This is a genomic window from Nocardiopsis sinuspersici (assembly GCF_001998325.1).
Taxonomy (GTDB): Bacteria; Actinomycetota; Actinomycetes; order Streptosporangiales; family Streptosporangiaceae; genus Nocardiopsis; species Nocardiopsis sinuspersici.
The window spans coordinates 3,522,058-3,536,740 of the sequence record NZ_MCOK01000001.1; the positions used below are offsets into that span (position 1 = coordinate 3,522,058).

The 14,683-nt window shown below is 71.2% G+C and carries 11 protein-coding genes; 4 read left to right on the forward strand and 7 right to left on the reverse strand.

The annotated features are described in order from the left end of the window. Positions 1 to 82: 82 nt before the first annotated feature. Positions 83 to 1,546: an SPFH domain-containing protein gene (locus NOSIN_RS15235; protein WP_077691378.1), complete on the reverse strand. Its 1,464-nt coding sequence runs from the start codon at positions 1,544 to 1,546 to the stop codon at positions 83 to 85. Beyond that, a complete protein-coding gene (locus NOSIN_RS15240) occupies positions 1,547 to 3,256 on the reverse strand; it encodes an SPFH domain-containing protein (RefSeq protein WP_077691379.1) in 1,710 nt (569 codons plus the stop codon). A 318-nt stretch (positions 3,257 to 3,574) separates the two neighbouring features. Between NOSIN_RS15240 and NOSIN_RS15245 the strand changes: the two genes are divergently transcribed. Then, positions 3,575 to 3,880 carry a hypothetical protein gene (locus NOSIN_RS15245; protein WP_077691380.1) on the forward strand — a complete coding sequence of 102 codons (306 nt, stop codon included), beginning with the start codon at positions 3,575 to 3,577 and terminating at the stop codon, positions 3,878 to 3,880. 189 nt (positions 3,881 to 4,069) lie between these two features. On the opposite strand, the gene NOSIN_RS15250 is transcribed toward NOSIN_RS15245, so the two are convergent. Together NOSIN_RS15250 and nrdR are read right to left on the reverse strand one after the other, a co-directional pair. Continuing rightward, a complete protein-coding gene (locus NOSIN_RS15250) occupies positions 4,070 to 6,916 on the reverse strand; it encodes a vitamin B12-dependent ribonucleotide reductase (RefSeq protein WP_077691381.1) in 2,847 nt (948 codons plus the stop codon). Positions 6,917 to 7,068: 152 nt separating this feature from the next. Further along, positions 7,069 to 7,551, reverse strand: a complete 483-nt coding sequence (gene nrdR, locus NOSIN_RS15255; RefSeq protein ID WP_077691382.1) for a transcriptional regulator NrdR — start codon at positions 7,549 to 7,551, stop codon at positions 7,069 to 7,071. Positions 7,552 to 8,232: 681 nt separating this feature from the next. Between nrdR and lexA the strand changes: the two genes are divergently transcribed. Both lexA and NOSIN_RS15265 read left to right on the forward strand, forming a co-directional pair. Beyond that, the gene (gene lexA / locus NOSIN_RS15260; RefSeq protein ID WP_077691383.1) at positions 8,233 to 8,952 is read left to right on the forward strand and encodes a transcriptional repressor LexA; all 720 of its coding nucleotides are present in this window, start codon (positions 8,233 to 8,235) and stop codon (positions 8,950 to 8,952) included. 147 nt (positions 8,953 to 9,099) lie between these two features. Then, on the forward strand, positions 9,100 to 10,194 hold the full coding sequence (locus NOSIN_RS15265) for an alpha/beta fold hydrolase (RefSeq protein WP_077691384.1): 1,095 nt from the start codon (positions 9,100 to 9,102) through the stop codon (positions 10,192 to 10,194). Positions 10,195 to 10,237: 43 nt separating this feature from the next. Here the strand turns inward: NOSIN_RS15265 and NOSIN_RS15270 are convergent, their stop codons facing one another. Continuing rightward, positions 10,238 to 10,861 carry a hypothetical protein gene (locus NOSIN_RS15270; protein WP_077691385.1) on the reverse strand — a complete coding sequence of 208 codons (624 nt, stop codon included), beginning with the start codon at positions 10,859 to 10,861 and terminating at the stop codon, positions 10,238 to 10,240. A gap of 87 nt (positions 10,862 to 10,948) precedes the next feature. Here NOSIN_RS15270 and NOSIN_RS26810 point away from each other — a divergent pair, with 87 nt between their 5' ends. Then, entirely contained in the window at positions 10,949 to 11,383 is a 435-nt protein-coding gene (locus NOSIN_RS26810) for a hypothetical protein (RefSeq protein ID WP_143832939.1), read from the forward strand. Here NOSIN_RS26810 and NOSIN_RS15275 read toward each other — a convergent pair. Further along, positions 11,290 to 11,880 (reverse strand): hypothetical protein, encoded by a 591-nt coding sequence (locus NOSIN_RS15275; RefSeq protein ID WP_077691386.1) that lies wholly within the window; start codon positions 11,878 to 11,880, stop codon positions 11,290 to 11,292. The genes NOSIN_RS26810 and NOSIN_RS15275 overlap by 94 nt on opposite strands. Before the next feature lie 83 nt (positions 11,881 to 11,963). Beyond that, positions 11,964 to 14,459, reverse strand: a complete 2,496-nt coding sequence (gene leuS / locus NOSIN_RS15280; RefSeq protein ID WP_077691387.1) for a leucine--tRNA ligase — start codon at positions 14,457 to 14,459, stop codon at positions 11,964 to 11,966. Positions 14,460 to 14,683: the final 224 nt, after the last annotated feature.

The window sequence follows — 14,683 nt, forward strand, 5'->3', positions numbered from 1 at the left end:
GCGACCGTTCCCGGTCGCGGGCCCCTCTTCCCTCGTTCCCCGCCGGAGGCCCCTCCACGGGGCCTCGGGGCGAACAGCCGGGCTACCGGCGGCGTCCCTGCCCGCCGTAGCCCTCACCGCGCTCGAACTGCTGGCGCATCGCGGTGTCCTGCTGGTTCCGGTACTCCTCGGCCATCTGCTGCTGGCGCTCGGCCGCGGCGGCGACCGCGCCCCGTGCGGAGTCCACGGCCTCCTGGGTGCCGTTCCCCGCGGTGCCCAGCGACGCCCGCGCGGAGCCCTCGTTCATCATCTGCGGCAGCAGCTGAGCGGTCAGCAGCGTCGACAGCGTCGAGCTGTCCCCGGAGCCCGCCTCGGTCTGCACCACCACCGGCCGCGGGGCGTGCTCGGCCAGCACGGCGCCCACGTCCAGGCGGCGGCGGGCCAGCTCGTACTCCAGCACCGCCCGGTTGTCCCGGTAGGCGGTGGCCAGGCGCTGCTGCGCCTTCGCCTCGTTCTCGGCGGCCACCAGGTCGGCCCGGCCGCGCGTCTCGATCTCGTAGCGCACCCGCTGCGCCTCGGTCACCTGCTCCTCCAGCATCTGCGCCACGTCCTTGCGCGCCTTGTTGAGGGAGGCGTTGACCTCGACGATCTTCGCGTCACGGGTCTTCTTGGACCGCTCGATGTCCATCAGCAGGGTGTCGATGCGGCGCTTGCGCGTCAGCTCCCACTCCTGCTCGTAGGCCACCAGTTCCTTGGCGACCCGCTCCCGCGTGGACAGGTGCTGCTGGTACTGGTTGGGCAGCTGCACGTCGGGGATGTTGCAGCCGGTGATCCGGACCCCGTACTTCTCCAGCTGCCCGTTGAGCAGGCGGCGCATGTCCTCCACGTTGGAGCCGCGCAGGTCGTAGGCGGACTCGGTGTTGACCTGGCGGCTGCGCTGGCGGATGGCGTCCTGTACCGCGCTGGACAGCACCAGGTCGAAGTTGCTGGCGCCGATGATCGTCACGAACCGGATGGGATCGGTGATCTGGAACTTGAGGAAGAACTCGATCGACTTCAGCGGCACGTTCTCACGCGTGGGGCAGGCCAGGACCGGCGCCGTGTAGGGGATCTCCGTGCGGGTGTCCACCACGAAGTCCACCCGCGACCACGGGTGCCACAGGTAGTGGCGGCCCGGGCCGATCGGCTTCACGATCGCGCCGTACCTGGTGAGGATGCCGTGCGTGCCCTCCTCGATCTCGATGATCGAGCCGCGCCACCACCACAGGCCCGCCGCGATGATGCTGAGCACGCCCACGATCAGGGTCGGAACGGCCAGGACGGTGTAGCCGATCCCGGCGACGACCCCGCCCATCACGGCGTTGAGGGACATCATCAGCGCCGAGCACAGGGCGAACAGGCCGAACCAGACCAGGATCATCCACCGCAGGCCGCGGTTGTCGCGCGGGATGACCACGGGGACGATCGCACCCTGGTCGCCGCCGCGCAGCAGACCGGCCAGGTCACCCCAGGAGGCGAGGGACTCCTTGATGCTGGAGCCGCCGCCGGCGTTCACAGGCTGGCTCATTTACTGACCTCCCTGGTTCTGGCCGGGACCCTGGGGGCCGCGCTGTGACCACGGCGGCTCCGGCGGGTCCTCGGGGGACTCGGACTCCTGTGAGGTGTCGGCCAGTCGCTCGTCGATGGACTGCTCGGAGACGGACTGGCGGATCTGCTCCACCCGGTCCTCTCCCGGGTCCTCGCCGCTCTCCGGCGCGGCCTGGGGGCTCTCGGCGTCATCGAGCAGCGTGTTGATCTCCTGCTCGCGCTCGGCGATACGGGTCCGGATGTCGTCCAGCCGGGAGCGGAGGCCCTCCATGTCCTCCTGGGAGAACAGGGCGGTGTCGGCCTGGCCGATGATCTCCTGGGCGATGCGCAGGTAGTCGACGCTGGCGGAGTCGCCCGACCCGATCCGCAGGACCTGCGGCAGGCTGTCGGCGACCGCCTCCAGCTTGTCCAGGAGGTTCCCGCGGAAGCGGTAGTTGAGGATCTCGGGCGCCTCGGCCGCGCTGACCGCGCGGATGTCCAGGGCCTGGGCCTGGAGGAGGGCGGCGTTCGCGTTGGCCTCGGACTCGGCCTCGACGAAGCGCTGGTGCGCCAGGGAGCGGGCCCGGTTGGTCTCGCGCTCCAGGGCGGTGTCCATCTGCGCCTGGTACTGGGCGATGTCGGCCTGGATCGCGGACAGGGTCTCGTTGAGGGTCGCCAGCTCCTTGTTCAGGTCACCCTCGTTCTGCTCCTTGCGCAGCTGGAGCTCGTACTCGAAGGTGTAGGCGTCCTTGGCCACGCGCACCATCTCCGGCGCCGCCAGGTCCATCCGGTACTCCTGGTTGGAGGGCTCGGCGTGGGTGATGTTGGCGCTGGTCAGCTCCACGATCCCGCTGAACTGGCGGTTGAGCTGCTCCACCAGGCTCTGGGTGTTGTCGCCGACCATGTCGTAGATCGCCGAGGCCTCCTGCTCGTAGATGAGGCTCCGGGTGGTCTCGCTGATCGCGTTGTTGAGCTTCTCCTGGAAGCCGTTCACACCGCCCAGCGTGTAGACGAAGTCGGTGGAGTTGACGATCCTGAACTGCACGAACAGGTCGATGGAGGCCTGCACGCCGCTCTTGGTGGGCGCCGAGCGGATCGGGGCGTTGAACGGGTACTCGCGGGTGGTGTTGACGATGTAGGAGACGCGCTTCCAGGGGTTGAGGAGCGTGACCCGGCCGGGCTGGTAGATGTTCTCCATCTTGCCGAAGCGGGTGACGATCGCCTCGCAGCCCTCGGGCACCATCACCATGCCCTGGCGCCACCACATGAACACGGCGATCGCGAGGGTGATGAGCCAGTAGTGGACGCCGAAGACGGGGTTGAGCAGGGGGTTTCCACCGGCCATGGCCTGCGGGGTCAGGACGGCGAAGGCGCCGAGCACACCGATGACGACCAGCGCGATGGCCGGAAGCATCGTCAGGAAGGTGCGGCCTCGGGGGATGACCATGGGGCAGATGACGTGGACCGGGCCGCTGTCGCCGCGCTCGTAGTAGCTGCGGTTGAGCGCCTCTCCCGCGTTGTTGAGGGAGGTGGTCTTCTGCTCGATGCGGGTTCCGACGGAGTCACCCTGCTCACGGGCGGCGACGAAGTCCCGTGGGTCGAGACCGCCGTCCTCGGTGGCCTGCTGCATTGCGTCGGACACCGCCTGGCGCGGATCGCCGCCCTGGGCGACGGCGCCAGCCGCGCCGCGCACGGTCTGCGCGAACGACATAGGCATGAACTCCTTGTTGGAGGTGGGGAACTATCGGCTTTGACGTCGCATGTCGCGGTCCGGTTCCGGACGGGGACCGGTCGTGTGACCCGGCGAACCATAGTGGACAGCACCAACCTTGGCACGAGAGACGCCCGAAACCCAGGGGCCGTGTCCCGAACATGGCGGGGCAGCCCTCCGGCGGGTCGGCGGGTCGGGCGCGGACCCTGGCCGGACACGTGCGGGGAAGGCCCGCGTGCCGGCCTCCCCCCGGCCGGGATAACGTCGTTGCCGCACGTATCGCACCGGCCTCGGCCGGAAGCAGAGGGGGAACCGACGATGCCCGCAGTACCCAGTGCCGTCCTCACCAGCGCAGGCCTGCTCGGCGGCTACACGGTGGCCCGCACGACCGGCAACCGCCCGCTGGGCGGGGTCGTGCTGGCGGCGTTCGGCGCCGCGGCCTTCGAGACGTGGCGGCGCCGGTCGGGGGTGGGCACCGCGGTCGCGCTCACCGGCGTGTACCTGGGGGCCTTCGGGCTGGCCCACCCGCTGGCCAGGAAGGTCGGCCCCTGGCCCGCCGTGCTGGGGGTGACCGCGGCGACCGCGGCGGTCGCGGCCGCCTCGGGTGACCGCGACCGCGACTGAGGCGCCCGGTCCGGTACCGCTGGATCCCGCCGACCGCGGTCGGTCCGGTCCGCCGGCCGGGACACCCGGGTCCTCGGGATCCGGCCGCCTGGCAGGTCCGGATCGTAGACGGTGGCGCGACGCGGAAGGGGGAGGGGCACGGCGCCGTACGCCGTGCCCCTCCCCCGCCGGCGGTCCGGCCCCGGTGGATCAGCTGCAACCGCTGGTGGCGCCGCAGCCCTCACAGGCGTAGCAGCTGCCCGACGGGCGCATCTTGGTACCGCAGGTGACGCACAGCGGCGCGTCCGCGACGAAGCCCTTGCCCTCCATCAGCTCCGTGGTGGAGTGCGCCGCGGTGGGCTTCTCCACCGCCGCGGGCTCCTCCTCCCGGGACTCGGCCGGGGCCTCGGCGGCCTCCGACCCGTGGGTGGCGGCGGACTGGGCGTAGGACTCCACCTGCGCGGCGACCTGGGCCGGGTCCTCGCCCGCCAGCTGCGCCTGGCGCTCGGCGGCCGACAGCACCCCCAGGGCGGCACGCTCGTCGTAGGGCAGGTGGTCCAGCGCCAGGCGGCGGAAGATGTAGTCCACCACCGACTGGGCCATGCGGATGTCCGGGTCGTCGGTCATGCCCGCCGGGTCGAACCGCATGTTCGTGAACTTCTCCACGTAGGTCTCCAGCGGAACCCCGTACTGCAGGGCGATGGAGATCGCGATGGAGAAGGCGTCCATCACCCCGGCCAGGGTCGACCCCTGCTTGCCGAGCTTCATGAACACCTCGCCCAGGCCGTCGTCGGGGTAGGAGCCCGCGGTGATGTAGCCCTCGGCCCCGCCCACGGAGAACGACGTGGTCTCGCTCGGGCGCTTCTTGGGCAGGCGGCGCCGGACCGGGCGGGCCACCTCGGCGGTCCCCGCCGCCTCGGGCGCGGCCTTCTCCTTCTCCTTCGTCCCGCCGGTGGACAGCGGCTGGCCGACCTTGCAGTTGTCCCGGTAGACGGCGAGCGCCTTCAGGCCCAGCTTCCAGCCCTGAAAGTAGATGTGCTCGAAGTCCTCGACCGAGGCCTCCTCCGGCACGTTCACCGTCTTGGAGATCGCGCCGGACAGGAACGGCTGCGCCGCGGCCATCATCCGCACGTGGCCCATGGGCTGGATGTAGCGGCGGCCCATCGCGCAGTCGAACACCTCGTAGTGCTCGGGGCGCAGGCCCGGCGCGTTCACGACGTGGCCGTTCTCGGCCACGTACTCGACGATCGCCTCCACCTGCTCGTCCTGGTAGCCCAGGTTCCTGAGCGCGCGCGGGATGGCCTGGTTGACGATCTGCATGGAGCCGCCGCCGACCAGCTTCTTGAACTTGACCAGCGAGAAGTCCGGCTCGATGCCGGTCGTGTCGCAGTCCATCATGAACCCGATGGTTCCGGTGGGCGCGATCAGGCTCGCCTGGGCGTTGCGCCAGCCGTTGCGCTCGCCGACCTTGAGGCACTCGGCCCACTCGCGGGTGGCCGCGGCGTGGATCGGCTCCTCCAGGGATCCCACGGTGCGCAGGTCGTCGTTGGCGGCGGCGTGCTTGCGCATGACCCGCTTGTGGCCCTGCTCGTTGCGCTTGTAGCCGTCGTAGGGGCCGACCACACCGGCCAGCTCGGCGCTGCGCCGGTAGGCGGCGCCGGTCATCAGCGAGGTGACGGCGGCGGCGACGGCGCGTCCGCCGTCGGAGTCGTAGGCGTGGCCGGTCGCCATCAGCAGGGCGCCCAGGTTGGCGTAGCCGATGCCGAGCTGGCGGAAGGCGCGGGTGGTCTCACCGATCTTCTCGGTCGGGAAGTCGGCGAAGGTGATGGAGATGTCCATCGCCGTGATGACCAGCTCGGTGAGCCTGGTGAAGCCCTCCACGTCGAAGGTGTCGTCCTCGCGCAGGAACTTCAGCAGGTTGATCGAGGCCAGGTTGCAGGACGAGTCGTCCAGGTGGAGGTACTCCGAGCACGGGTTGCTCGCACTGATACGTCCGCTCTCCGGCGTGGTGTGCCAGTCCTGGATCGTGCCGTCGTACTGGAGGCCCGGATCGGCGCACTCCCACGCGGCCTTGGCCATGCGGTGGAACAGGTCCTTGGCGTCGACGGTGGCGACGGCCTCGCCGGTGGTGCGGGAGGTCAGGCCGAAGTCGGAGCCGGTCTCCACGGCGCGCATGAACGCGTCGGAGACCCGGACGGAGTTGTTGGCGTTCTGGTACTGGACGCTGAACATGTCGTCGCCGCCCAGGTCGACGTCGAAGCCGGCGTCGCGCAGGGCACGGATCTTGTGCTCCTCGCGGGCCTTGGTCTCGACGAAGTCCTGGATGTCGGGGTGGTCGACGTCCAGCACGACCATCTTGGCCGCCCGGCGGGTGGCGCCGCCGGACTTGATGGTTCCGGCCGAGGCGTCGGCGCCGCGCATGAAGGAGACGGGGCCCGAGGCGGTGCCGCCGGAGGAGAGCAGCTCCTTGCTGGAGCGGATGCGCGACAGGTTCACACCCGCGCCGGACCCGCCCTTGAAGATGATCCCCTCCTCCTTGTACCAGTCCAGGATCGACTCCATGGTGTCGTCCACGGACAGGATGAAGCACGCGCTGACCTGCTGGGCGGAGGCGGTGCCGACGTTGAACCACACCGGGGAGTTGAAGCTGAACAACTGGTGGGCGAGGGCGTACTTGAGCTCGTGGTCGAAGACCTCGGCGTCCTCGTCGGAGGCGAAGTAGCCGTGCTCGCGGCCGGTGGCGGTGTAGACGCCGACGACGCGGTCGATGAGCTGCTTGAGGCTCCACTCCCGCTCGGGGGTGCCGACCGCGCCGCGGAAGTACTTGCTCGCCACGATCTGGGTGGCGTTCATCGACCAGGAGGTCGGGAACTCCACACCGCGCTGTTCGAAGTTGACCGTGCCGTCACGCCAGTTGGTCATGACGACGTCGCGGCGCTCCCACTCCAGGGAGTCGTAGGGGTGCACGCCGGGAGAGGTGAAGACGCGCCTCACCTTCATCCCCTTGCGGTTCCCCTTGCCCTTGCGTCCTGTCGGACCGCTGGCGGTCTCCGTCATCGCGGAATCTCCCCTACCTCTACCTCGTGGGCACGGCTACCGGCCGTGCGCGGCGTCTTGTCGTGGGATGGCGCGGGACCGGACGTGCTCTTCTCCGTGCCCGCCCCGGGGCGGCGCCCCTCCCGCGGTCGCCTCCCGGCCGCGGGAGGGCGCTACCCGGTGGTACTGGTCTGGGTGTCGGGCTCGGGCTCACGGTCCCGCCGCAGGCTGGCGATCTCGGCCTCGAAGTCGGCGAGGCTCTCGAAGCCGCGGTAGACGCTGGCGAAGTGCAGGTAGGCGACCTCGTCGAGTTCGCGCATCGGTCCGAGGATGGCCAGGCCGATCTCGTGGGCCGGGACCTCGGCCAGGCCGCGGCCGCGGATCTCCTCCTCGACCTGCTGGCCGAGTTTGGCGAGGGCGTCCTCGGAGACCGGACGGCCCTGGCAGGCCCGGCGCACCCCGGCGATGATCTTGGCCCTGCTGAAGGGCTCGGTGACCCCGGAGCGCTTGGCGACCATCAGCAGGACGGTCTCCTGGGTGGTGAACCTGCGCTCGCAGACGGGGCAGGACCGGCGGCGCCGGATGGCCGCGCCGTCGTCGGTGGACCTGCTGTCGATCACCCTGGTGTCCGGATGACGGCAGAACGGACAGTGCACCCTGGTTCACCTGCTTCTCTCACCGAACGACGACCCTTAGATACTACTAAACTACAACCACAACTTCTAGGTGAGAACCTCTTCCCCAAACACCAGATGTTGTGGTCGAACCTAGAGGTCCGCGCCGCGCGACGCAACTCTGACAGGGGCGTGTCCCCGCACGGCGAACGACCGCGCGGCCACGGGGACGACGACGGCGAAGGAGCGGGAGGATCCGGCGCCCGGACAGGGGGACTCGGCGCCCGCCGGCCTCCCGGGGGCGTCCGGCACCGCGGTCCAGGATAACGCCGAGGACCGCTCGGGCCGCGAACCGCGGCGGCCCGCCGTGCCGGGAATCACCACGTCACCGGAATTTCGGCCGGACCGGCGCAGGAGAAGATGTCTTCCGCATCACACCGAAACGAGCCCCGCGGACACCTGTTCGCGCATTCGTGGGACAACGCGGCGTGAACGCGTGTACACACATAAGTACGGGCCGGGAATTGACCGCGGAAAGGCGCGGAGGCAATTACTCCGGTCTCGAACGCTTGTTTGATATCACCGTGCGCAACGACTAAAGTTGGCGGTGATATCACGCTGGTTTCGCCGTCACGCAGACCCCCAGGTCGGCGCGGTCGCGGGCCGGCGGTGGCAGTCACACAAGCAGGCCCTGACCGAACCGAATGCCGAGGAGGCCCGGCCGTGCCGGAGGAGAATCCCGGGACCGCGGACACCGCCACCGTTCTTGCGCCAGTGGAGAACGCGGGCGGGTCCACGCCCGAAGCCCCCAAACTCACCGCGCGCCAGCAGAGCGTGCTGAACTGCATCCAGCGCTATGTGCGTGAGAGGGGCTTCCCCCCGTCCATAAGGGAGATCGGGGAGGTGGTCGGCCTGTCCAGCCCGTCCAGCGTGGCGCACCAGCTCAAGGTGCTCCAGCGCAAGGGCTACCTGCACCGCGACCAGAACCGGCCGCGTGCGGTGGAACTGCGTACTCCCGGCCGCGCCGGCGGGCAGGCCGTGACCCCCGAGGACATCGATCCCTCGCGCGCCGCGGCCGTGCCGCTGGTCGGCCGGATCGCCGCCGGCGGCCCGATCCTGGCCCAGGAGTCGGTGGAGGACGTGCTCGCCCTGCCCCGCCAGCTGGTCGGCGAGGGGCACCTGTTCATGCTCACCGTCGTCGGCGACTCGATGACCGACGCCGCGATCACCGACGGTGACATGGTGGTGGTCCGCCAGCAGCCGGACGCCGAGAGCGGCGACATCGTGGCGGCGCTGCTGGACGAGGAGGCGACCGTCAAGGTGCTGCGCCGCGAGGAGGACGGCCACGTGTGGCTGATGCCCCGCAACGAGGCCTACGAGCCCATCAACGGCGACGCCGCCACCATCCTCGGCAGGGTCGTCGCGGTCATGCGCCGCGTCTGAGTCCTCGCGTCCCCGGCCCGTCCCCCCTCGGACGGACCGGGGACCTCCCGTGCCGGAGGGGAGCGCCCGGCCGCGGACGGCACGGTGGAGGACCCCGCACGCGTGGACGGCAGCGGGGCCGCCGACGCGAGCCGCTAGGCTGAGAGGGTGTTCACACCTGCCTCCTCCCCCACCGCCCGCCTGCGCGCCGCGCTGGTCGGCGGGGTCGCCGTCGCCTTGTTGTCCACCGCCTGCGCACCCGCGTCGGAGGACGGCGCGAGCGCCGAGGTACCGGGGGTCGGCGGCACCGAGAGGGAGCTGGCCTTCGAGGGCGGCGGGCACGAGGTGTCCGCGAGCTTCCGTACGCCGGAGGGTGTCTCCGGCACCGTCCCCGGCGCGCTCATCATCTCCGGCAGCGGCCCCACCGACCGCGACGGCAACAGCGACATGCGCCCGGACGCCAACACCAACTGGAACCTGTCCCGGGTGCTGGCCGACGCCGGGGTGGCCTCGCTGCGCTACGACAAGTACGGCAGCGGATCCGGCTTCGTGCCCCCGGTGCCCGGAAGCGAGGTCCGGTCGGTGGACCCGCGGCTCTTCGACGAGCAGGTCGCGGCGGCCTACGACGAACTCGTCTCCCAGCCCGAGGTCGACCCCGAGCGGGTGGTCGTCGTCGGGCACAGCGAGGGCGCCCTCTACGCGCTGCGCGCCCACGAGCTCATCGACGACGGCGCCCCCTCCCCCGCCCTGGTGCTGGCCGCTCCCCCCGGTACCCGCTACCTGGACCTGCTCGACCGACAGCTCACCGAGCAGGTGCGCGTGGCCGAGGCCCTGGGCCAGGTCGAGGAGGGACAGGCCGTCCAGACGCTCTCCGACGCGCGCGCCGCACGGGCGGCGCTCAGGGCGGGCCGCCCCCTCGGGTCGGCGGACATCGACACGGTGGTCCAGGGCGTCTACTCCCCGCGGAACGAGGACTTCCTGGCCTACATGGACTCCTTCGACCCCGTGGAGCTGGGTGAGGACCTGCCCGAGGGCACACCCGTGCTGGTGGTGTGGGGCGAGGAGGACGCCCAGGTCTCCCGCGAGGACGTGGACCGGCTGATGACCGGTCTGGAGGACGCCGAGCGCGTCGACATCCCCGGCGCCGACCACATCCTCCGCCGCTACGAGGACCAGCCCGGCTCCACCGTCCTGGACTCCCAGCGGCCCTTCGCCGAGGAGGTCTTCCCGGCGCTGGAGGAGTTCCTGGAGACCGCCTGGTAGCCCGTGCCGGCTCCGCGGCCGGCCGACGCCGCAAGGCCGGCGGCTACTCCGGGATGGACTCCGGCAGCGCCTCCACCACGGACACCGCGAGCTCCTCGGCTCCCGCGACGATCCGCTCCTCGTCGCCCGGCTCCGACGCGTCGTAGCCGGCCGCCACGCTGTAGCAGGTCTCCAGGTACAGGTTGGACACCCGGGCGCCCACGCAGGAGACCGTGAACGGCTCGCCCTGGATCCAGGTCACCGCCTCGTCGCCGACCCCCTCCAGCTTCCGGGTCTCGTGCTGGGAGGTGGTGGTGCGCAGGTTGTCGACGGCCGTCGTGACACCGCCCGGGTTGGGAGCGGCCACCATCACCAGCGTCGCGGCGCCCGGGACCGCCCGGCCCGGCCCGCCCGGGGTCGCCCACCGGCACTGCCGGCCCGAGCCGAAGGGGTCCCTCTCGCCGCCGACCGGCTCATCGACCTCCAGCTCGTGGTCGGGCACCAGCTCGTCCAGGGTCTCCGTCTCGGCGACGGCGCACCCGGGCGCGGACGCGAAGTCGCCCGTCGCGGGGTCGTCGCGCACCACCGCGTACCAGATCGCCCCCGCCGCGAGCACGATCAGGACGAGTGCGGCGGCGACCACCGCTGTGGTGGCGCACCCCCGGCTCTGCGGCTGGGCGGACGGCACCGTCTCGGAGACGGGCGATCCCTGCGGTGGGGGCTGCGGCCACCGCTGCTGCGGGTACCGCCCCTGGGGCTGCACCGCCTGCTGCGGGTGGTACGCCTGCGGCGGCTGCCGGGAGGGCTGGGGATACTGCTGCCCGGATGGCCGCGCCCGCGGCGGCTGCGCCTGCTCAGGGAACTGCTGGGAGAACCGGGCTTCCTGAGACTGCGGCGGCTGCTGCGGCTGCTCGGGGGACTGCTGGGAAGACCGAGATTCCTGAGGCTGCTGCGGCTGCCCAGGCAGTTGCTGCCCAGGTGGCTGCTGCGGCTGCGGCGGCTGCTCGGGTGGCTGCTGGGAGAACCGGGCTTCCTGAGACTGCGGCTGCTGCCCCTGCCCCTCGTTCCGCCCGTGCTCCTGTCCCCGCGGATGCCGGGGATCGGGGTGCTGGTCGCTCACAAGGCCTCTCCGAGCTGTTCGGCGAACTCCACGGCCAGGTCTCGGGCGTCATCGAAACCGACCGGTTCGGCGCCGGAGGTCCCGGCGTAGGACACCCGCACGAGCAGGTTGTCGGTGGTGAAGGCCAGCTCAGCGGTCCCGGGCGCCTGGCCGTGCCACACACGGCCCTCGCCGGAGGGCAGTTCCACCTCGTCGCCGCGTACGGGCACCAGGGCGGCGTAGGCCTCCCGTGCCCGTTGGTCGCCGCTGACCGGCTCCTCCCCCGTGCCGTCGGTGAAGCGGGCGGACAGGTGTACGCGCAGCACCCCCTGCGGGCCGTCGGCCGGCCCCACGGAGGACCACGAGCACACCGAGCTGTCCCCGCCCGGCAGGGGGCCGTGCTCGGAGGTCTCCGGGACGGCGCCGGGCACCAGTCCCGTGACGAGCGCGTCGGAGACCACCCCGCACCCGGGAGCGGCGGCGTGGACGTCACCGTTCTCGGGCATGTCCGGGTCGTCCCCGGCCAGCCACAGAGCACCGCCGATCGCGGCCGCGGACAGCACCACCGCGCCCGCACCGACCACGGCCACCCGTACGAGGGGACCCACCCGGCCACCGCCTCCCTGTCGGCCGCCGCGCCGACCGCACGCGGACGGCGGCCGCCTCCAGCGGCCGCCGTCACCCGTACCGGTCAGCCGACGACGATGTTCACCAGTTTCGGCGCGCGCACGACCACCTTGCGGATCTGCTTGTCGCCGATGAAGCCCTGCGCCTTCTCCGACGCCAGGGCCAGCCGCTCCAGTTCCGCCGGGTCGATGTCGGGCGCGACGGACAGCTTGTCACGGACCTTGCTCTGCACCTGCACCACGCAGGTCACGGACTCCTGTACCAGCAGGTCCGGGTCGGCCTCGGGCCAGTGGCCGACGGCGACGCTTTCAGTGTGGCCCAGCTTCTCCCAGCCCTCCTCGGCCACGTAGGGCGCGAACAGGGACAGGGAGACGGCCACGAACTCGGCGGCCTCACGGACCGCCGGGTCGGCTGCGCCGGGACCGGAGTCGATGGCCTTGCGGGCGGCCGAGACCAGCTCCATGACGCGGGCGATGGCCACGTTGAACCGCCGGGACTCGATCAGGGCGGTGATCTGGTCGACGGCGCGGTGGGTGGCCCGGCGCACCTCGGTGTCGCCCTTCGAGGGATCGGTGCCCGGCTCACTGGCCGCACCCGCCTCGGCCATCACCCGGTAGGCGCGGTTGAGGAACTTCTGCGCGGCCACCGCGGAGACGTCGGCCCAGTCCACGTCCTCCTCGGGCGGGGAGGCGAACAGCATCGTCAGCCGGACCGCGTCCACGCCGTAGGCGTCGATCTCCCTGCCCAGGTCCACGCCGTTGCCCAGCGACTTGGACATGGCCCGGCCCTGGTTGATGACCTGGCCCTGGTTGGTCAGGCGGCGGAAGGGCTCGGTGAAGGGCACCATGCCCATGTCGTGCAGGACCTTGGTGAAGAAGCGCGCGTACATCAGGTGCAGGGTGGCGTGCTCCTTGCCCCCGATGTAGTGGTCCACCGGCCCCCACTTCGCGACCGCCTCGGTGTCGAAGGGGGCCGTGTCCAGCCGCGGGGAGCAGTAGCGCAGGAAGTACCAGGACGAGTCCACGAAGGTGTCCATGGTGTCGGTGTCGCGCTCGGCGGGACCGCCGCAGGAGGGGCAGTCCACGTTGACCCAGTCCGTGGCGGCGGCCAGCGGGGAGATGCCCTTGGGGGCCAGCTCGGCGCCCTTGAGCTCGGGCAGGGTGACCGGGAGCTGCTCGTCGGGGACGGGCACCTCGCCGCAGGAGGGGCAGTGGATGATCGGGATGGGTGTGCCCCAGTAGCGCTGGCGGGACAGCAGCCAGTCGCGCAGCCGGTAGTTGACCGTGCCGCTTCCGGTGCCGCGCTCGGCCAGGACCCCGATGATGCGCTCGATGGCCTCGGTCTTGGACAGTCCGTCCAGCGGTCCGGAGTCGCGCAGGGTGCCCTCCCCCGCGGTGGCCACGCCGGTCTCGGCCGGGTCGGGCTCACCGGTCTCCACCACGACCCGGACCGGCAGGTCGAAGGCCAGGGCGAAGTCCAGGTCGCGCTGGTCGTGCGCGGGCACGGCCATGATGGCTCCGTGTCCGTAGTCGGCCAGGACGTAGTCGGCCGCCCACACGGGCATGCGCTCGCCGTTGACGGGGTTGACGGCGTGGCGGCCCAGGAACACACCGGTCTTGGGCCGCTCGGTGGCCTGGCGCTCGATGTCGGAGAGCTTGGCGACGTCGGCGCGGTAGGCGTCGAAGGCCTCGCGCTGCTCGGGCGCGCACAGCTCGTCGGCCAGCTCGGCGTCGGCGGCCACGACGAAGAACGTGGCGCCGTACAGGGTGTCGGGCCGGGTGGTGAAGACGGTGACGGGCTCGTCACGGCCCTCGACGGCGAAGTGGACGTCGGCTCCGGTGGAGCGGCCGATCCAGTTGCGCTGCATGGCCAGGATCTCGTCCGGCCAGCGGCCGCCGTCCAGCTGGTCCATGTCGTCCAGCAGGCGCTGGGCGTAGTCGGTGATCTTGAAGTACCACTGGTTCAGGCTGCGCCGGACGACGTCCGAGCCGCAGCGCTCGCACCTGCCCTGCACGACCTGCTCGTTGGCCAGCACCGTCTGGTCCTGGGGGCACCAGTTGACCTGGCCGTCCTTGCGGTAGGCCAGCCCGCGCTCGAAGAAGCGCGTGAACAGCCACTGGTTCCACTTGTAGTACTCGGGGTCGCTGGTGTGCAGGCGTCGCGACCAGTCCACGCTGATGCCGTAGCGCCGGAACGAGGCCGCCTGGGTCTCGATGTTGGCGTAGGTCCACTCGGCGGGGTGGGAGTTGTTCTTGATGGCCGCGTTCTCGGCGGGCAGGCCGAAGGAGTCCCAGCCCACCGGGTGCAGGACGTTGTCACCGCGCTGGAGGCGGTAGCGGCTGATGACGTCGCCGATGGCGTAGGCCTCGGCGTGGCCCATGTGCAGGTCGCCGGAGGGGTAGGCGAACATGTCGACGACGTAGGAGCGCGGGCGGGTGTCCGACGGGTCCTCGTCGGCCTGGAACGGGAGCTCCGCGGCCCAGCGCGCCTGCCACTTGTCCTGGAGGGCGCGGGCGTCGTAGGTGTCGCCCGTCTTCTGGTCGCCGTCTACCGCTGTCATCGCCACGTGTTCCTTAGTCGGTCGGGGTGTACACGACTCAGGTTAGCGGCTGGCGGATCCGGTCGCGGACGGGTTTTGCGCGCGGGGACGCGTCCGGTGGAACCCGGAAACGAGCCGCACACCGGGATGGGCCGCCGGGGGCGGGACGGGGCGCGGAGGATTACCGCCCTGAGACTCTCCACACCGACCAGCCGGTTTGTTACTCTGCCGTAAAAGTGGCGCAG